This window comes from Tunicatimonas pelagia, assembly GCF_030506325.1.
Taxonomy (GTDB): Bacteria; Bacteroidota; Bacteroidia; order Cytophagales; family Cyclobacteriaceae; genus Tunicatimonas; species Tunicatimonas pelagia.
The window spans coordinates 1,642,122-1,661,717 of the sequence record NZ_CP120683.1 but is presented as its reverse complement, the minus strand read 5'-3'; the positions used below and the strand labels follow the sequence as shown (position 1 = coordinate 1,661,717).

The following is a 19,596-nucleotide window of genomic DNA, read 5'->3' as shown; positions in this document are numbered from 1 at the left end:
ATCACCATTTTCTTAAAACATACGGCAACTACATTGGTCATCTTCAAATTTATTATTTAAATTATAGCTACTATTGTTATAATGGTAAGAAGAGAGCTAGATACAGACCTACTATTTAATCGGGTAGCTCAAGGAGATGAGCGGGCTTATGGCTCTCTGGTTGCCCAGTACTCCGACCAAGTATACGCTTACTGTCTTACGTTTACCAAGCAGGCATATTATGCTGAAGAACTCACCCAAGAAGTTTTTATTCGCTTGTGGACATATCGTCACCAACTTACCCAGGTCGAGTCTTGGGATAGTTACTTGTACCAGGTGTCTAAAAATGCGGCCTTACGTTTTATGCAACGAGTGGCGAAGGAACAACAGCTAAGGCAAGAGGTGTTTCAGCATTTTTCTTCTCAGGTAACCTCAGATGAGCCTAGTAATCACCATTGGTTATCTCAAATTCAGCGAGCCATTCAGGCATTACCCCAGCGCCGTCGTCGTGCCTTTATGATGAGTCGTTTAGACGGACTAACCCACGCTGAAATAGCAGCAGAGCTAAATATTTCTCCCAACACGGTGAAGGAGCATATTGTACAAGCCAAAAAAGCCATTCGTCGGTACCTGAAGGTATACGGTAACTTGGGGTTTCTATTGGTACTCTGGCGATTATTTCAATAAGCGCTTCGGGCCGAAGTAGATTATCTATTTTTTTCTAATTTTTTTCTTTCCGACTAGTCCTCTAATAGAATTGGTGAGTCTGTAGTAGAAGAAACTGTCTACTTATGGACTATAATAACCTGCTGCAAAAGTATTTAGATGGCGACTGCACCCCGGCAGAAGCTCAACAGTTACTTAGTTATTTCAAATCCCTTCCCGCTTCGCACTTTGATGAAACCATGCTTCGCGCCTGGAAGAAATTACAGCAAGATACTCCACCGCCTTTTGCCAACCGATACGACCTTGCCGAACGAGTAGTACAGCAAATACGGGCTGAGCGTAGTCCAGTACCTCAAACCAAACGACGCTGGCTGCGCTACGCTGCTACTATCTCACTTCTTATCATGGCTGGGTTAGTCACTTGGTGGCTATCCCGTCCTCAGTTTGTGTACCGAACCACCTACGGAGAAACTAAAACGATTATGTTGCCCGATAGCAGCTTGGTGACGTTGAATGCCAATTCGGTGTTAGCCTATTCTTACCAAAAAGAGCAGGGTGCTCGGGAAGTATCTCTTCAGGGCGAGGCTTTTTTCCAAGTTAAACCTCTAACGGCTAGTGGAGTCGCGGTAGCGTTTGCGGTGCATACCAATAACTTAGAAGTAGAAGTATTAGGAACGGCGTTTAATGTGCTGCATCGCCACGGAGGTACGGAGGTCGTTTTAGAAGAAGGTAAGGTAAAGGTTTCTAACGAGTCTCAAGAGCTGATGCTCGATCCCGGGGAAAGAATAGAGCTGAAGAAGGGCGAAACGCAGCTTACCAAGCAGTCAATTGAGCTAGCTCCCTACACTAGCTGGCGGAATAACTTACTGATTTTTGAACAGACTTCTCTCCGAGCAATTGCTCAACTTCTGGAAGACAACTACGATTACCAAATTATTTTCGAAGATGATGCCGTCGCCGAGAAAGCCTTCCAGGGAACTTTCCCGGTAAATGATATTAGTATCCTGCTAAAAACACTGGAGAAATCGGTCAACGTTCGCTACGAAGAAAAAACTTTATACCTCTCAACCAAGCATTAATTATTTACTAAAACTACAATATAACAACTTATGAAGCACTTTACCTTACTAATTAGTATCGTGTGGCTGAGCTTTTTGCTTGGTTCTGCCACATTGGCTCAGGAGGCGGTGGCCGTCTGGAGTCCGCCATTATCCGAGCGGGCGTTGGTTCAAAATGAGACCCAAATAGCTCTCAAGCAAGTATTTGATCGCCTACAGCAGCAGTATGACATTTTTCTCAATTACGAGATAGAAGTAGTTGCTAACCGAAAGGTCAGTGCTAAGTACCTCACCAGCAATGGGGCTCATCAAAACTTGGAGAGACGGCTGGAGCAGCTTCTCGCTCCACTAGACTTAAAGTATGAGAAACTAAAGCCGGGCTACTACGTGATATACCAGCCCCAAAAAGATATAATTCCCCGAATAGAAAAAGAAGAAATCCATTCCGACAGTGAAGGAAAAAAGCGGGATAATAGTCTCTCAAGATTAGCTCGCCAATCAATTGTTCAGGGCCGATTGGTGGAGCAGACCATTAGTGGTAAGGTGTACGATAGTGAAAATAATGAACCCTTACCCGGAGTTAATATTTTAGCCAAAGGAACGACCGTAGGTACCGTCACTGATATTGACGGAGCGTATCGACTCACGGCTCCTGATGAGGTAAGTACCTTGGTTTTTTCTTCTATTGGCTACACCACGCAAGAAGTGGCAATTAACGGACGTAGCGAACTGAATGTCACCCTATCGGCTGATGTACAAAGTTTATCGGAGGTGGTTGTAGTTGGCTACGGTACGGTAAGAAAGAGCGACCTCACAGGTTCGGTAGCGTCGGTAGATGGCGAGGCCATTCGGGAGATGCCCCTTACTTCTCTCGATCAAGGGTTACAAGGGCAAGCGGCTGGGGTACAAGTAGTACAAGCATCTGGTCAGCCCGGAGCCGTAGCCACGGTACGGATACGAGGGGGGAACTCCTTACAAGGGGGAAACGAACCGCTGTACGTTATCGATGGATTTCCAATCTACAACGGAAATGGTATCGCTAATGCCCGAGGTCAAAATCAAGGAAATAATGCCAATAATGGACCCGAAGTTAACCCGCTAGCGATGCTTAATCCTAGTGACATTGAGTCGATGGAAATATTGAAGGATGCCTCGGCTACCGCAATCTACGGCTCGCGGGGTGCCAACGGAGTAGTGCTGATCACCACCAAAAGTGGTAAGCGCGGTAAAGACCAGATTAGCTTTGAAACATACTACGGAGTACAAGAAGTACGAAAAACGATTGATGTGATGAACGCTACTCAGTTTGCGGAAATGGCGAATGAGGCATATACCAACGATGGGCTCGATCCTATTTTTTCTCAAGAAGAGATTGCCTCATTGGGTGAAGGTACTAATTGGCAGGACGAAATTTTCCGTACCGCTCCTATTCAAAATTACCAGCTTACGTTCTCCGGGGGTGACGAAAAAACGACGTACTCAGTTTCGGGAGGATATTTTTCCCAAGACGGAATCATTACGAACTCTTACTTTACCCGTTTATCAGCCCGAGCCAATCTTAGCCGAAAAATTAACGAAAAGCTAACGATGGGAACCCACCTCACCGTAAATCGGGGAAAGTCTAATGTACTGCAAACCTCTACCGACGGCGGTGGAAATACCGGCGTAGTGTTAGGAGCCATTATGATGTCGCCCACGCTGGGCATCTACGAAGATGAAGCGCAAACTCGCTACACCCAAACGAATAGCGGCATTCTATTACCCAATCCGGTGGCTACGGCTCGGGAGATTGATAATATTTCTACCACTACCCGCTTTTTGGGAGACATTTACGGCGAATACGAAATTATTGAAGGTCTCACGGCTAAAGTTTCGTTGGGAGCGGATATTCTGGCGAACAAGGGCGACTACTACGAACCGTCGTTCATTTATCAGGGAAGTGGAAATGGCGGACGCGGACGTGTGAGTTACCTCCAGAGCACCACCTGGCTTAATGAAAATACGCTATCGTACAACAAGCAGCTAAACGAAGACCATTCCATTAACTTACTGGCGGGAATCACCTTTCAGGGCAACCGAACGGAGTTTGTGAGTGCCAGTTCGCAGGGCTTTGTTACTGATGCATTGGAGCAGAGCAACTTACAGAGTGGAGCAATTTACAATCAACCGAATACGCGCACTCCCGAGTGGGGACTGCTATCGTATCTGGGTCGGGTTAACTACAACCTCATGGGAAAATATCTATTCACTTTCACCGGACGGCTGGATGGTTCATCGCGCTTTGGTGAAGGAAATAAATACGGGTTCTTCCCATCGGGAGCGATAGCCTGGCGAGCGGCTGAAGAAAACTTCATTCAGGACTTGGGAGTGTTTGACGATTTGAAGCTACGGGCGAGTTACGGTATTACGGGTAACCAGGAGATTGGTCTTTATAATTCACTAGCAACGCTTGCTTCCAACAATTATGTATTCGGCGGAAATCTAGTGACGGGCTTCCGGCCTAATCGGGTACCCAATCCCGCATTGCAGTGGGAGAGAACCGCTCAGTTTGACGTTGGTTTGGACATGGGGTTTGTGCAGAACCGATTTCGGGTTACGGCTGACTACTACCACAAGAAAACGACTAATCTGCTGTTTAGTGCCAATATCCCTTGGACGAGTGGTTTCAACGATGCCCTGCAAAACATTGGTAGCGTGCAGAACCAAGGGGTTGAACTTACTTTAGGGGCGGATATTTTAACCGGTCCTCTCATCTGGACATCTAGCTTCAACATCGCTTTTAACCGAAACAAAGTGCTGGATTTGGGCGAAGTGGACTTTTTCTTTGCGGGAGGCAGCAGTGGTCACTTAAAAGTGAACAACGTTTCTAAAGTAGCCGTGGGCGAACCGATTGGCTCCTTCTTTGGCTACCTATCGGACGGTATCTTCCAGAATGAGGGCGAGGTAGCCAGCAGTGCTCAGCCCAACGCTCAACCGGGCGACCGACGCTACCGCGATCTGAACAACGACGGTCAGATTACTGCCGAAGGCGACCGCACGATAATTGGATTAGCCCAGCCAGATTTCTTCGGTGGCTGGACTAATAATTTCCAATGGAATGGCTTTGAACTCAACGTATTTACCCAGTGGAACTACGGCAACGATATTCTGAACTATAATCGGTTTGAACTGGAGCTTCCCACCGGAGGGCAAAACATATCGGCTGATATGGTAAACCGATGGACGCCACAGAATCCTAGCACTGAGTTTCCCCGGGCTACCCGGCAGCGAGCGATTCTGTTTTCTGACCGCCAGTTAGAAGATGGCTCCTTCTTACGAATTAAAACACTCACCTTTGCCTATAATTTCCCCGGTTTGCAGTCGGAGCGAATTGGTGGTCTGCGGTTGTACTTCACTGCTCAGAATCTCCTCACTTTTACCGAATACACTGGCTTCGATCCGGAAGTGAGCCGCTACGGAGCCACCAACTTAAATTTGGGGGAAGACTACGGAGTTTATCCGGTCGCCAAAACGTACATGCTGGGATTAAGCCTCACACTGAACTAAAAAAATGAGAACAATGAAGACACACTATATTCATACACTAACGCTGATATTAATCCTATTACTTGGGGTTAATGCCTGCAATATTCTGGAAGAAGACCCGGAGCACCTGCTGGTTACTGATAACTTTTATCAATCTGAAGGAGATGCCGTAGCTGCGGTAAACACCATTTATAACCGCATGTATACTCGCATGTACGAGCGCAGTATGCAACTGATGGTAGATCTGCCTACCGATGACTATAAAAATGGTCAGGGCATGAACAATCCCTTTCTGATTGATCTGGAGTTTTTACGAATTACAACTGAAAACCAGTTTGTGGCGCAAATCTGGCAAGACCACTACGACGGAATCAATCGGGCTAATACGTTAATTAATCGCGCCCCGGATATTGATATGGATGAAGAATTGAAAAATCGGCTAATTGCTGAGGCGCGTTTCCTACGGGGGCTGTTCTACTTTAATTTAGTTCGCTTTTACGGCGATGTTCCCATAATACTGGAAGATACCCAGTCTTTAGATAATTTGAACGTTACCAGAGACCCCGCCGATCAGGTCTACCAACAGCTTATTTCTGATTTGATGTTTGCGACGGATAACCTGCCCATTAGCTACTTGGATAATCAAACCGGGCGGGCTACCCAGGGAGCGGCTAAAGCACTGCTTGGAAAAGTATACTTAACCCAACAAGATTGGGCTAACGCAGGGCAAACGTTGGGAGAAATAGTCAACAATGAAGCCGCTTATGGTTACGGATTGCACGAAAACTTTGCGGATAACTGGAACCCAATTACTGAAAATGGTATGGAAGCAATCTTTTCCGCGCAGTTTATGCAAGATCCGGGTAACGGAAATATACTGATGCGCTCTACCGTGCCTCGTAGCCGGGTTCCCGGATTAGTAGGCTGGGAAGCCGATATTCCTACGCAAGAAGTTTATGACTTATTTGAAGAAGAAGATGAGCGACGAGCGGTTACTTTCTATACCTCCTACGAGCAAGACGGTGAGATGTACGAATTTCCCTGGCCTCTATTCTACAAGTACTTTGACCCTTCCCAGGCAAATGCCACCAATCAATCGAATGCTAATATTCATATTTTGCGCTACGCTGATGTACTACTTATGTATGCGGAGGCACTCAATGAACAGGGTGGGCCTACGCCGGAAGCCTACGAAGCAATTAACCGAGTGCGTCGCCGGGCGCATAATGATACTGACCACAATCTGACTGGTTTGAGCCAAGCAGACTTTAGAGATGCGGTTTATTTAGAGCGTCGCCTAGAATTAGTGATGGAAACTCACCGATGGTTTGACTTGGTACGTACCGGACGTTTTGTAGAAGTAATGCAGAACCACGACGAAAATGGGGGTACCAGTGTACAAGCCTATAACGTACTGATGCCAATTCCGCAGCGGGAGATTGATACCAATCCGAACCTGACCCAGAACACAGGGTATTAAAAGCCCTGTACTTAGTAGTGTACTGAGAAAGGCTTCCTAAGTAAGGAAGTCTTTTTTATTTTACTACAAATAATACACCGGTACTGATCTTCTTATATTACCTTGCTTAGTGGTTAATTCTTCATCAGTTTTAAATGGGTGATGGAAAAAATTATGGGTAAACTAAAATTTGGGTGGTTAGTGCTGTGCTTGTTAGTTACTGTAGCATACGCTGAAGATACTACCTCGCCCTTTGGGCAGGTTACTAGAGCTGAGTTAGCCAGTACTTACTATCCACTAGATTCTACAGCCAATGCAGTAATGTTGCGTAACAATGGGGAAGTACATTTCAGCTACGAAGAAAATATAGGCTTTCGGGCGCACTACACACAAGAGGTGAAAATCAAGATTTATCGCTCTGCTGGTTTTCAGTGGGCTGATGTGGTGCTGCCCTACTACGTAAAGGATAAATATAAAGCTGAAATAATTCGCGGCGTTGAAGGGTTCAGCTATACCCTCAGTGGCGACCTTATTCAGAAGACTGGGTTGGATAAGAAAGATGTTTTCACCGAGAAAGCCACTGATGCTTATTCTCTCAAAAAGTTTGCTTTTCCCAACGTACGAGAGGGCTCTATTATTGAGTATAAGTACACGTTAACTTCCCCCTACATTTTTCAACTACGTGATTGGGAGTTTCAGTACGAAATTCCGGTGAAATGGAGCGAGTTTACGGCTGAAATTCCTGCTTTTTACGAGTATCAGATTCTATATCAGGGCTACGTGCCGATGGTTAAGAATGAAGCCAAATTAAATAAACTGGAACAGCGGTTAGGGCAGTATACTTATAACAATGCTAAGTATGTTTGGGCCGTAGAGAATGTCCCCGCCTTCACCGACGAATCGTTTATCAGCAACAAAGATGATTACTTGGCCAAGCTTACTTTTCAACTTACCAAAGAAAATTTTCCGGGAAGAGCTGTTCGGGATTATATGGAAACTTGGCCTCAACTAACCGATGATCTGCTGAAGTTAACCGATTTTGGCCGCTACCTCAAACGGAAAGATGGTAAAGAAACCGTAAAGCAACTGACCACTGGCCTATCTACTAATTTGGAAAAAGCACAAGCGGTCTACAATTATCTGAAACAGCAACTACGCTGGAACGGAGAAATTAGCCTTTACCCGGATACGTCGCCCAAGAACCTACTCATAACCCAAATCGGTAATAGCACTGATCTGAATATTCTATTAAATAACTGGCTTAACTTGGCCGGAGTAGAGGCAAAACCGGTATTGCTTAGCACTCGGGCGCACGGAAGAATTCAAACTAAGTATCCTAAAGTTAGCCAGTTTAACAATGCAATAGTGCATACGCAGATTGAGGGTAAAGAATATTTACTGGATATTACTGATCCGGCGCAGCCCTTCGGGATGATTCCCATTTACTGTTTGAATAATCAGGGACTACTGGTAGATGCAAAAGAAGAGAAATGGATTCCATTAGAGCGAGGGCAGATTTACCAAGTAGAAAATTATTACAATGTGAAATACGAAGCATCGGAAGATCAATTTTACAATATTGTTAGTCAGATATACCGAGGCTACGGAGCATTAACCATGCGACAGCAATTACGTGATAAGCCGGAAGAAATTACTGGATACCAGTACGAAGATTTTAAAGTAATCAATGAAGATAAATTGAGTAAAGACCTTCGGATGAGCTATACCCGCCAATCTGGTATTGAGCAGCTAGGGGACTATATTTATCTGGAAACTTTTCCTCAATCGCCCGTTGCCGAAAATCCGTTTAAAGTTACTGACCGTCAGCACCCAATTGACTATAGCTATCGGCAGGTATACAAGCAAACGCTCAGTTTACAGTTGCCGCCGGGGTACGAAGCTGAGGAGCTTCCCAGCTCCCAATCTGTTTCATTAGAAGGGAATACGGTGCAGTTTATTTTTCAGGTTCAGCAGACCACAGTAGCAGTACAAGTGCTAAGTTTGCTTCGCATTGATCGCTCACTGATTGCCTCCGAGCAGTATCAGGAGCTACGTACGCTATATCAGGAAATGCTAACCAAGCATCAAGAAAAGATCGTACTGCGAAAAATAAAATCAGAATAGGTAATATTTGATTTGTGTTCAATTGCTGATTGCTAAATGGCTAGTTGGTTATTAGTCCACGGTCAATAGTCCATAGTCTACGGGCATTAGGCATTGAGCAAGAAAAATTGATCATTAAAAGGTGCATCTTATTGATTTTGGAAAAAGGTGATTTTAAATTCCGGTCTCCTGGCTAAGCCAATAGCTCCTTAATTACCTTTCCTCCGGTTTGAGAAAGTTGTTTGTAGCGACCACCGTGAAAATACGTTAGCTTGTTATCGTCTAAGCCGAGCAAACGGAGTAGCGTAACGTGTACATCTTGCAATGGATGAACTACATCCACGGCACTCTCACCGGTTTCATCGGTAGCCCCGATAGTATGTCCGGCTTTTACGCCTCCCCCGGCAAACCACATGGCCATCGCATTCGGGTTATGGTCGCGTCCGTAGGCCATTCCGCCTCCGCGAACACCGTTATCGGGGCTACGTCCAAACTCGCCGCACCAGACGATGAGGGTTTCATCCAGCATACCGCGCCGCTTCAGGTCTTTAATCAGTCCGGCTACTGGTTTATCAATGCTTCTAATCAGGCTGCCGTGAGCTCGAGCCAGATAATCGTGCGAATCCCAACCGCCGGAGTAAACTTGGACGAAGCGTACTCCCTGCTCAATCAACCGCCGGGCTAGCAGGCATTTTCGTCCGAAGGCATCAGTCGTCTCTTCACCCACGCCGTAGAGTTCTTTGGTTTTTTCGTCTTCCTGTTCAATTTCAATAATATCGGGTACTTCCATCTGCATCCGAAAAGCCAGTTCGTAGCTTTCCATCCGAGCGGCCAGGTCATCGTGTGCCGGGTGGCGTTCCCCGTGACTTTCGTTAAAAGTGTTCAGTAAATCTAGACTTTCCCGTTGGTGGTAGCGACTCACCCCGGGCGGGGGTTTAATGTCCAGAATGGGTGAACCTACCGAGCGCAGCGGGGTGCCCTGATAGTAGGCCGGAAGAAATCCGTTCGACCAGTTGGAAGCTCCGCCCTGCGGATAGGCCACTTCGGGAAGCACAATGAAGGCGGGCAGATTCTCATTTTCGGTACCTAAGCCGTAAGTGACCCAAGCTCCAATACCTGGCTCGCCCCCAAATTTGTTTCCGGTATTAATATGGTACATGGCCGTAGGGTGGTTCACTGATTCGGCCTGAGCACCCCGGTAGAAGCAAATATCATCGGCCACATCGGCCAAATGCACAAAATGCTCACTCATATCCGCTCCCGCCTGCCCTACCTTCCGGGTTTTGAACGGACTTTCTACGTAGTAACGGTTACCCGACGACATCGCCGAAAGGTTCTCGCCCTGCCGAGTGAACTTCTGCATGTGTAAATCATGCAGTTTAGGTTTGGGGTCAAACGTATCGATATGACTGGGGCCACCTTCCATCATCAGAAAAATACAGGCTTTAGCCTTCGCCGGAAGCATCGGTTGCTGAGGAGCCAGCGGTCCACCCGGTTTTCTCTTCGCCAACGCTGGAGTGCCTAGCAAACTACTCAGGGCTACGGCACCTACACTGGAGCCCAAGCCGTAAAGAAAATCGCGGCGGTTAAGCGTGGTAGCTGCTTGCTGATTGAGTAGTCGCTGGATATGGCTTGGAGAACTTGTTTTAGTAGGTTTTCGTGCCATTATTTACCATCGTAATACATCTGTTTAATATCTAATAGGCAACTAGTTGTAAAGGATGCACTTTCGCTATTTCTTTAAAATCCCGATCAATGGCTAAGAGTGGTATGTTTAAATCTATCGCAAACAGCGCAATCATACAATCATTAGGCTTCCGAACTGTTACTCCTTTTCTTCGGCATTTCCGATACAAGGTAGCAGCTCTCTTGGCAGCTTCTTCTTGGTTGGAGTAATAATGAAACTGAAAGAATTGAAAATCCTCTTGAAACTGGCGATAATCTTTTTCGTATCGCATTCCTTGTAATACCTCCTGATAAATAATTGGCACTATAGAGATGATGTTAGCAGGATTGGCCAAATAGTTATCCATGAAGGTCTCGAGCCGATCATCTTTTCTGAAAAACAGATAATCTAACCAAGCGGAGGTATCGATCAGCATACCTTAACCTGTATAACCCTCCCATAACTCAACCTCGCCCTTTTTACGCATAATCCGCTGACGAGCGGCTCGTTCGGCTACTAGCCGTAATCCCTCCTCGACAACCTCACGTTTTGTTCGAGCCTTCATCGCTTTCATAGCGGAGGCCATCAATTCGTCGTTTATCTCAATGTTTGTTCGCATACACAATAATACGAAAATTTATACACATAGTTGGTAATTAGTACACGTAAACAAATTCGTTGGCATTGAATAGTACCCGGCACAGATCGGCTAACGCCCGGGTTTCGGAAGGAACTTCAGAAGGGGCAATATCGGCTACGTAGTCCTCATACATATCCAGTCGTTCAGTATAGGAAAATTCTTCCCCCGTCATTTCTTCAAACATCGTTCGCTCCACTTCTACCGGATATTCCGGATCAATAGGTTCATTTTCTTGATGGTACGCTACCATTTTCTCTACGAAATCAGCCGAGGTTTGCACTTCCTGCGGTTCTGCCGAGCGATTCCAAGCCAGATTAATAGCGCGCTTAATTTGACTTTCTAACGACTGGTCTCTCTGTTCTAGTTGATGAGCCATCGCCAACGCTCGGTTATAACTATTCTGACCATTGAACAGCGTAAATACCTGCGGGGTAACTGTAGAAGCGATTCTTGCTTCGCAAGACAAATCGGAGTTAGGCTGATTGAAAACCTCTAGCATTGGGTTGGGCATTCCTCGGTAGTGATAGGTGTAGATCGTACGGCGATTACGTTCTTGCGGAGTGCGAGACGGTTGGTAAGCCGGAGCAATAGAACCCATAATATGCCGAGGTTGCATGGCTACCTCCCGATTGATTTCTGGTTTGATCGGTAAGCCGCCCATCTCAGTATTTAATTCGCCGGAAACCACCAGCATGGCATCGCGTAGCTCTTCGGCAGTGAGGCGACGAGGAGAATAGTAGGCTAACCAGTGATTGTTAGGATCGACTTCGTTTACCTGCTTGGTGTCAGGATGAGTGCTGGATCGTTGGTAGGTTTCGGAAGTCATAATCAAACGGTGCATTTCTTTGAATGACCAGCCGTGTTCAATAAAATAGGTGGTAAGCCAGTCGAGCAGCTCCGGGTGAGTCGGTTTCTTACCCATCACTCCGAAGTTATTGGCGTTACCCGCCAAACCTTGCCCAAAATGGTACTGCCAAATACGGTTTACGATAGATCGGGTAGTCAACGGATTATCCGCACTGGCTAACCACTTGGCCAGCGCAATCCGGCGACCGTCGCGGGAATCGGGAACAGAATCCTGGATAGGCGATTCTACTGATTCGGTAAACGTGCGAATGGCACTCAGCACGCCCGGCGTAACTTCCTGGTCAGGAGCGTGTACTGACCCACCACTGAGGATAAAAGTGGATTGAATATTCGAGCTGACACTATCGGGTACCTTCATTGGGCGACCGCTATGCGGATTGTCAACCACTGCACCGTTATAGACCGAGTACGCCAAAGGATCGTAGCGTTTTAATTGGTGGCGAAGCACTTGTAGGCGTTTTTGTAGTACTTTGCGGTAACCCAGATCGTGGTCGGTCAATCCGTAGAAGCGAGGCGGTTGCTGATTTTCCGGTAACGCCTTTCTCTGTTTGGGAGGAAGATACTTCAATCCCTGCTGAGTCATCCAACGACGAGCCGCGTTTTCTTCTTTCTCGTAAATAGCCCATTGGGCTTGTTCCGCTTCAGCAATCAACCGTTCTAGCCGGACTTTACCCGCTTCAAATCCGGTCTGATTTTCCGAAGGTAGATAATCGGCTTCCCGCTCGGCAAACTGCACCGGGGCAAAGCTGGCCTGAATACGGTAGTAGTCGCGGGTAGGAATGGGATCAAACTTATGATCGTGGCAACTGGCGCAACGTAGTGGAATCGCCATAAAGGTTTCACCCACACTGTTGGTTACATCATCTAAAAATAACTGCCGGGTTTCGGCGGCTACGCTCATCGCTGTGTGTTCCCAAGGTCCCATTCTTAGGTAGCCGACGGCAACGAGCATTTCCGGATTAGTAGGATCAATCTCATCTCCCGCAATCTGCTCCCGAATAAATTGATTGTAAGGTTTATCATCGTTGAACGAGCGGATCACGTAGTCGCGGTAGCGCCAAGCATTGGGACGTTCGAAATCATTGGAGTAGCCATCGGTATCCGCGTAGCGAACCACGTCTAACCAGTGGCGACCCCAGCGTTCGCCGTAGTGCGGAGAAGCCAGCAGACGATCAATTAGCTTCTCGTAAGCATCGGGAGAGGAATCGTTTACGAAAGCATTCACTTCTTCGGGAGTAGGAGGTAGCCCGGTCAGATCGAAGGTAGCCCGGCGAATTAGTGTCGGCTTATCGGCCGGTGGGGCGGGTTCGATAGCATATTCCCCTAGCTTGCGCTGAATAAAAGCATCAACCGGATGTCCTGATTCGGTCAAATAATCTTTCGGCACGGCGTAGTCTTGCACTGGCTGAAATCCCCAAAGGTCTTCGGGCCGGTAGCGACGGTTCTGCCAGGTAGCGGATAAAGCTTCACTCGTTTTAACTTTTATGCCATCGGAGTAATGCCACTCGGTATTTTCTACCAAGTAAGCGCGGCGTTCGTCATTGGGCCAGGGGGCACCGGCGTTGATCCAATTTTTCACTAAGCTTACCTGAGCGTCTGTTAGCCGGTCATTTTCTTTGGGAGGCATTTCAAAATCGCTGTTCTGCCAGGTGACGGCTTCGTAGATCAAGCTTTTTTCGGCATTACCGGGGGTAAGAGTTATGCGCCCGGACTCGCCTCCGGCCAGAGCTCCTTCCAGGGTATGAATATTAAAGTCACCTTCAATTTTGCTGGGTTTATCGCCGTGGCAGGCAAAGCACTTTTCTTGTAAAATCGGATAAACCTCGTGGGCAAACAGTAGTTCGGCTTCTTCCTCAGTTAGTTTACCCTTGGGTTGGCAACTTAACAATGAGATGACAGCAGTGCTGAACAGAAAGTAGGCGAAGCGTTGTGGGGTTGTCATTACTGCTACGTATTCTTCGGTTAGCGGTGAAAGCAAAAGTTACTAAAAACACCAGCCAATTCAAATAGCCTATTGGTAGACCACGTAAGCAAAATAGGTGCGCTCGTTCAAATTCAGGGTTAGCATGTTACCAAGTGTTTAGATGCTTAACCGATTCTTGTTCTCCACTATCAATTCTTAATTGATGTTAGCATTGTTAGGGAACAGAAGCTATTTTTGGGTTTATTAAAACTAGCAGAGCTATGATAATTGTAACGGGCGGAGCCGGATTTATCGGCAGTAATCTTATTAAAGGATTAAATGAATTGGGGCACGAAGATATTTTGGTGGTTGACAATCTGGCTAACGCTCAGAAACACCTCAACCTAAACGGGTTATTCATGGCTGATTTTTTAGATAAGCAGAAGTTCCTCGATGTTTTACCCTCACTTCAGAATATTACTGCGATTTTTCATCAGGGAGCCTGTTCTTCTACTACCGAGACCGACGGCGAATACATGATGCGGAACAATTATCAGTTTTCCAAAGTGCTGTTTCACCATTGTATCGACCGTAAAATACCATTCTACTACGCTTCCAGTGCCTCAGTATACGGTAACGGTGATAATGGCTTTACTGAAGAGCGAGCGTGCGAGTATCCGCTTAATGTATATGCCTTCTCTAAGTTTATGTTCGATCAGTACGTACTTCGCTATTTGAAAGCAAATGCGGTAAGCTCCCCGGTGGTAGGGCTACGCTACTTTAATGTGTACGGCTATCAAGAAAGTCATAAAGGTAGCATGGCTTCCGTAGCTTTTCATTTCTTCAATCAGCTACGGGAAGGAGGAAAAATGCGCCTGTTTGAAGGTAGCCAAGACTTCCGGCGGGATTTTATTTTTGTGGAAGATGTAGTACGGGTTAATCTTCACTTTTTTCAGCAAGCCCAGTCAGGAATATACAATTGTGGTACTGGCGAAGCCCGAAGTTTTCTGGATATTGCCCACATCATTCAGCAATTAGAAACCGAAAAAACTGAGATTGAATTCATTCCTTTTCCTGACTACCTAAAAGGAAAATATCAAACGTTTACGCAGGCAAACTTACAAGCGCTCAGAAATTCTGGCTACACCAAGCCTTTTGTCTCTTTAGAAGAAGGCGTAAAACGGTACTACCAAAGACTACAATCCCATCAGGGATTTTTCACAACTTCTTTTCAATTGGGGGTAGCTTCCGAGTAAATACACCTAGTAGTTGGTAAAATATAGCTTACCTTTCGCTTATTGAGTTTTCAAAAATTTGGTATTTACATTAAATACGTTACAAGTTATTGGGTATTTCATTGCAACAGAAGTTGTATAAATTGCTTTTCTTTGAAATATATTTACTGCGAAGAAGTAAAAGACCATATGCTAATATAGCAACCTCAGCAAAAAGTAAGTTCGTTTAAAACCACATTGTTAAACCTGTAAAGAATGATCACTATGAGGTATTTCATTGGAATGCTACTGGGAGTAGTATGCCTTATTGAAACAGTATTAGCAGAACAGTTAAAATCTGATGAGGAATGGAAACACGGTAGCATTGTGCTAAATAGTGGCCAACAGTTTGAAGGTCATTTAAAGTATGATTTGAAAAACAATATCGTTGTATTACAATCGGGCTCTAAAATGCTAGCGTTTAGTGCTTACTCGGTAGAATCTTTTATTGCCATAGATACTACTACTGGCTTCATACAAACCTTTTTTACATTACCGTATTCTGATGCTGAAAAGCGTCCTCGTCTTATGTTTTTCCAGTTAGTATTTAATGGGGCATTTTCTTTGTTTGTGAGAGAAAGGAAGGTTCCGGCGAGTGCTACGGCCACTCACCGCTATCCAACTCGCCTTCATCCGCATAAGGAGGGGCAAGCCTTTGCTCAAGACTACTTTGTGTTTTTACCGGATGGCAACTTCCAAAGATTTAAAGCTGGTCGTAGTAATCTGGCCAAATTGTTCTCGCTAAAGGAAAGTGAAGCTAAACAGGTAGACCGCTTTGTTACCAAGAACAATATTGACTTCAGTAGGCAGTCTGACATTATTCGGCTTATTGACCACTACATAAGCCGTAGATCTATTGCTAGGCGATAAATTCTATTCGCCGTCGCCGATAGGAGCATTTTGTAAGGCTACTGTCGTTTATTATTGGTAGGAAAGAACCCTGCTCTGACCTGTTGAGCCTAGGAGGGTGTAGTTAGACAAGTTTTTGCAAGTAGTTTGTGAAGGAGGAAAGTAGGATTTAATGCTTACCCCACTTCGTTCTTTTTTAGAATACCTTATCTTCACCGCAAAAACCTATACCATGAAAAGACTGCTGACTACCTTACTTCTGATTGCGGTGACTAACCAGCTTAGCTGGGGCTGGGGGCAAACTGGACATCGGGCTATTGGGCAATTGGCCCAATGGCATCTGAGCCGAGCTGCCGAAGCGCGTATAACCCAGATTCTGGGGCCAGTAGACTTGGCAATGGCCAGTACTTGGATGGACGAAATCCGTTCCGACTCGGCTTACGATTACACCAACACTTGGCACTGGGTTACCGTACCCACCGGAACCAGCTATAACCCTGAAATTCAGGAGCCGACGGGTGATGCTTACGAAGCTACCCAGCGTATAATTGCTGCTCTGAAGAGTGACACCCTACCATTACAGCAAGAACAAGAGTATCTAAAAATATTAGTTCATCTAGTTGGGGATTTACACCAGCCGTTGCACATAGGTAAAGGAGATGACCGGGGTGGTAACGATGTGCGAGTACGCTGGATGTATGAACCTGATTCATCGAACCTGCACCGGGTTTGGGATAGCGATATGCTTAATGCCAAGCAACTAAGTTACACCGAGTTAGCAACCCACCTCAACCGCTACGTTACGCCTGAACTAGTGAGTGAAACCCAATCCGTTTACATGGAACAATGGCTAGATGAAGCAGTGGAACTGCGCGGTGCGGTATACGATGTGCCGGATGATAAACGTCTCGGTTACGAATATATGTACCACAACTGGCCGATTGTGGAGCAACGGTTACTACTCGCCGGACTGAGGCTGGCGAGTATTCTAAATGATATTTATGGCTAGTCTACTACGGATAGTGTTTAATAGGGTATCAGGTAATTGTCTGAGATGAAAGTAACACTGCTATTAATCGTTGTTCTGTCGTCTTTCACTTCCCTACTAGGTCAGGATAAGCAACGGCAGGGGTTACAAGCCGATATCTTCCTGCATCCAGCCGATGGATTCACCGCTTATACTCTTAAAAAGCGAGAGGTTATTTATAATCAGTCACCGTTTACACTGCCCATCCCAAGCTGGGCTTGGTGGGGCATTACTGATAATATTACCGCAGAAATTGATTTGCTACCATTGATCGGCGGTCTTTTTCAGGAGCCCTACCTGCCCGTTCCCAGCTTTAACTTTCGGTTCAGGTTAGCCGATCAGCAAGGAATCTGGCCAGCTCTAGCGTTCGAAACGATGTATCAGCACTTGTGGAGAACGCAAAATCAGGCTGATCAGGATAACTTAACTATTGAACGGCAGGGCGGAAATAGCTGGTATAATCATCTGAATGCCAGTTGGCAGACTGGTGAAAATACGTACCTTCACTTTTCGGTAGGAGTAACCTATACTGAAAACCTATTAATTGAGAATCGAGATACTGCTCGGTACGTAGGTAGATTTTTTGATAGAACTATCAATCCCGATGTATCACTTAGTGTGGATTGGCGACCTAAGCCCTGGCTCTCGGTACACGGCACTAGTTCTTACGGTACCACCTTCACCTATCTGGATAATATTCCCCGTAAGTATCAGCTATCCTACGGGTTTCGTCTGGCACCGTTCTATGCTTCCCGATACGCTTTTTTGAGGTACTTTCGCACCGAGCTGATTGGCTTTTACATGTATTTTCCCGATGCTCAGGAAGAATTAGCCTCAGTAGTACCTATATTTCCTTACTTTTACTGGCAGTGGGTTTGGAAGAAAAAATCCAAGCCAGTTACCAACTAAACCTATTAGCAGCTATCATTCTATGAAACTACTCCCCACTCTATCTGTAGTATGCATCAGTTGGTGCTTATGGTCGTGCCAACCAGTATCTTCCCCCGATGCCCAGGTACAGGATGAACGTCCGAATATTCTACTAATTATGGCCGATGATATGGGCTATTCGGATTTGGGTTGCTACGGTAGTGAAATTCGTACTCCAAACTTAGATAAGCTAGCGAAATCAGGAGTGGCGTTTCGTCATTTTTACAATACGGCGCGTTGTTGCCCGACTCGGGCTTCTCTGCTCACGGGGTTGTATCCGCATGAAGCCGGAATGGGAGCAATGGTTAGTGGGGCAGATAGCAATCCTGAACCGGGACCATATCAAGGTTATTTGAACGATCAATGCCTCACACTGGCCGAACTTTTAAAACCTACCGGGTACGCTACCTACATGTCGGGCAAATGGCATGTGGGTGAAAAACCGGAATACTGGCCTACCAAACGAGGTTTTGATAAGTACTTTGGCCTAATTAGCGGAGCAAGTAGCTACTATGAAGTGATTACCGACCAACCTCGGGTACGGCAAATGGCCTACAATGGTCAGCCCTGGACTCCACCCAAAGAGGAGTTTTATATGACGGATGCTCTGTCAGATTCGGCAGCTTCTTTCTTAACGCAGCACTTTTCTCAAGAAAATAGTCAGCCTTTCTTTTTGTATTTGGCATATACTGCTCCCCACTGGCCGCTACACGCCCTACCTGAAGATATTGCTCGCTATAAAGGTCGCTACGATAGTGGTTGGGAAGCTTTGCGCCAGGAACGCTACTTACGAATGCAAAAAGAGGGAGTGATCGATACTAGCTTTCAATTGCCACTCTGGGAGGAAGATATACCCGAGTGGAGTCAGCGCGATACCTCACTTCATTGGGAGCGACGAATGGAAGTGTACGCTGCCATGATTGACCGCATGGATCAGGGTTTAGGCCAGGTGTTTGAGACATTACAAACCAATAATGCTTGGGAAAATACGTTAGTGATCTTTTTATCAGATAATGGTGGCTCGCCGGAAGATATCACTGGGCGAAAGCTGAATGATCCTGCCGTAGAAATTGGCCTGCCCGGTTCTTACGCGGCCTATCGCAAGCCCTGGTCTATCGCATCTAACACTCCATTTCGTCGCTACAAACGCCACGTAGAAGAAGGTGGAATTGCTTCTCCGCTCATTATCCACTGGCCCAATGGAATAGAACCAACGGAACGGGTAGATAGCTACGCCCACGTAGTAGATGTTTACCCAACTATTGCCAACTTAGCTCAAGCTACGTACCCAGATAGTGTTCGGGCGTTAAGGGGAAAAAATCTGTTATCTATCATCGAAAATGACTCAGCACCTTCGGAGCGACCGCTCTTTTGGGAGCATATCGGTCATCAGGCCATGCGACAGGGAAAGTGGAAAATTGTAAGTCAAGCCCCGGCGTACCAATGGTCTCTTTACGATATGCAGCAAGATCCCACCGAACTCAATGATGTTAGCACCGAATTCCCCAAAGTACTAGAACAAATGAGCCTAACCTACGAGCAGTGGAGTGAGGAGGTTGGAGTGCAAAAACGGGGTGAGTAAACTAAACTGAGATAGCTAGGTTATAACCGTATTATCTTCTGGCGTCAGCGGGTATCATCTCGAGTCCA

General features: G+C 46.1%; 14 protein-coding genes. 10 read left to right on the top strand and 4 right to left on the bottom strand.

Going from position 1 to position 19,596, the window contains the following annotated elements:
- Positions 1-81 precede the first annotated feature (81 nt).
- The 5 genes from P0M28_RS06960 (at position 82) to P0M28_RS06940 (ending at position 8,811) form a co-directional block, all read left to right on the top strand.
- Positions 82-666, top strand: a complete 585-nt coding sequence (locus tag P0M28_RS06960; protein ID WP_302208975.1) for an RNA polymerase sigma factor — start codon at positions 82-84, stop codon at positions 664-666.
- A gap of 104 nt (positions 667-770) precedes the next feature.
- Positions 771-1,724 carry a FecR domain-containing protein gene (locus tag P0M28_RS06955; RefSeq protein ID WP_302208973.1) on the top strand — a complete coding sequence of 318 codons (954 nt, stop codon included), beginning with the start codon at positions 771-773 and terminating at the stop codon, positions 1,722-1,724.
- Positions 1,725-1,754: 30 nt separating this feature from the next.
- A complete protein-coding gene (locus tag P0M28_RS06950) occupies positions 1,755-5,249 on the top strand; it encodes a SusC/RagA family TonB-linked outer membrane protein (RefSeq protein ID WP_302208972.1) in 3,495 nt (1,164 codons plus the stop codon).
- A 13-nt stretch (positions 5,250-5,262) separates the two neighbouring features.
- Positions 5,263-6,708, top strand: coding sequence for a RagB/SusD family nutrient uptake outer membrane protein (locus tag P0M28_RS06945; protein WP_302208971.1), 1,446 nt, complete (start codon positions 5,263-5,265; stop codon positions 6,706-6,708).
- Positions 6,709-6,861: 153 nt separating this feature from the next.
- A complete protein-coding gene (locus P0M28_RS06940; protein ID WP_302208969.1) occupies positions 6,862-8,811 on the top strand; it encodes a DUF3858 domain-containing protein in 1,950 nt (649 codons plus the stop codon).
- Positions 8,812-8,983: 172 nt separating this feature from the next.
- Here the strand turns inward: P0M28_RS06940 and P0M28_RS06935 are convergent, their stop codons facing one another.
- The 4 genes from P0M28_RS06935 to P0M28_RS06920 are packed head-to-tail and all read right to left on the bottom strand — an operon-like array spanning position 8,984 to position 13,941.
- Positions 8,984-10,456, bottom strand: coding sequence for a DUF1501 domain-containing protein (locus P0M28_RS06935; RefSeq protein ID WP_302208968.1), 1,473 nt, complete (start codon positions 10,454-10,456; stop codon positions 8,984-8,986).
- Between the two features lie 31 nt (positions 10,457-10,487).
- On the bottom strand, positions 10,488-10,892 hold the full coding sequence (gene vapC / locus P0M28_RS06930) for a type II toxin-antitoxin system VapC family toxin (RefSeq protein ID WP_302208966.1): 405 nt from the start codon (positions 10,890-10,892) through the stop codon (positions 10,488-10,490).
- Positions 10,893-10,895: 3 nt separating this feature from the next.
- Positions 10,896-11,075 (bottom strand): type II toxin-antitoxin system VapB family antitoxin, encoded by a 180-nt coding sequence (locus tag P0M28_RS06925; RefSeq protein WP_302208965.1) that lies wholly within the window; start codon positions 11,073-11,075, stop codon positions 10,896-10,898.
- Positions 11,076-11,112: 37 nt separating this feature from the next.
- On the bottom strand, positions 11,113-13,941 hold the full coding sequence (locus tag P0M28_RS06920; RefSeq protein ID WP_302208964.1) for a PSD1 and planctomycete cytochrome C domain-containing protein: 2,829 nt from the start codon (positions 13,939-13,941) through the stop codon (positions 11,113-11,115).
- Between the two features lie 206 nt (positions 13,942-14,147).
- Here P0M28_RS06920 and rfaD point away from each other — a divergent pair, with 206 nt between their 5' ends.
- The 5 genes from rfaD (at position 14,148) to P0M28_RS06895 (ending at position 19,528) form a co-directional block, all read left to right on the top strand.
- Positions 14,148-15,122: an ADP-glyceromanno-heptose 6-epimerase gene (gene rfaD, locus P0M28_RS06915; protein ID WP_302208962.1), complete on the top strand. Its 975-nt coding sequence runs from the start codon at positions 14,148-14,150 to the stop codon at positions 15,120-15,122.
- 243 nt (positions 15,123-15,365) lie between these two features.
- Entirely contained in the window at positions 15,366-16,010 is a 645-nt protein-coding gene (locus P0M28_RS06910; protein ID WP_302208961.1) for a hypothetical protein, read from the top strand.
- Between the two features lie 211 nt (positions 16,011-16,221).
- Entirely contained in the window at positions 16,222-16,998 is a 777-nt protein-coding gene (locus P0M28_RS06905; protein ID WP_302208959.1) for a S1/P1 nuclease, read from the top strand.
- A gap of 45 nt (positions 16,999-17,043) precedes the next feature.
- Positions 17,044-17,925, top strand: a complete 882-nt coding sequence (locus P0M28_RS06900; protein ID WP_302208957.1) for a hypothetical protein — start codon at positions 17,044-17,046, stop codon at positions 17,923-17,925.
- 22 nt (positions 17,926-17,947) lie between these two features.
- Complete coding sequence (locus tag P0M28_RS06895; protein ID WP_302208955.1) at positions 17,948-19,528, top strand: arylsulfatase; 1,581 nt, start codon at positions 17,948-17,950, stop codon at positions 19,526-19,528.
- The last annotated feature ends 68 nt before the right edge of the window (positions 19,529-19,596 follow it).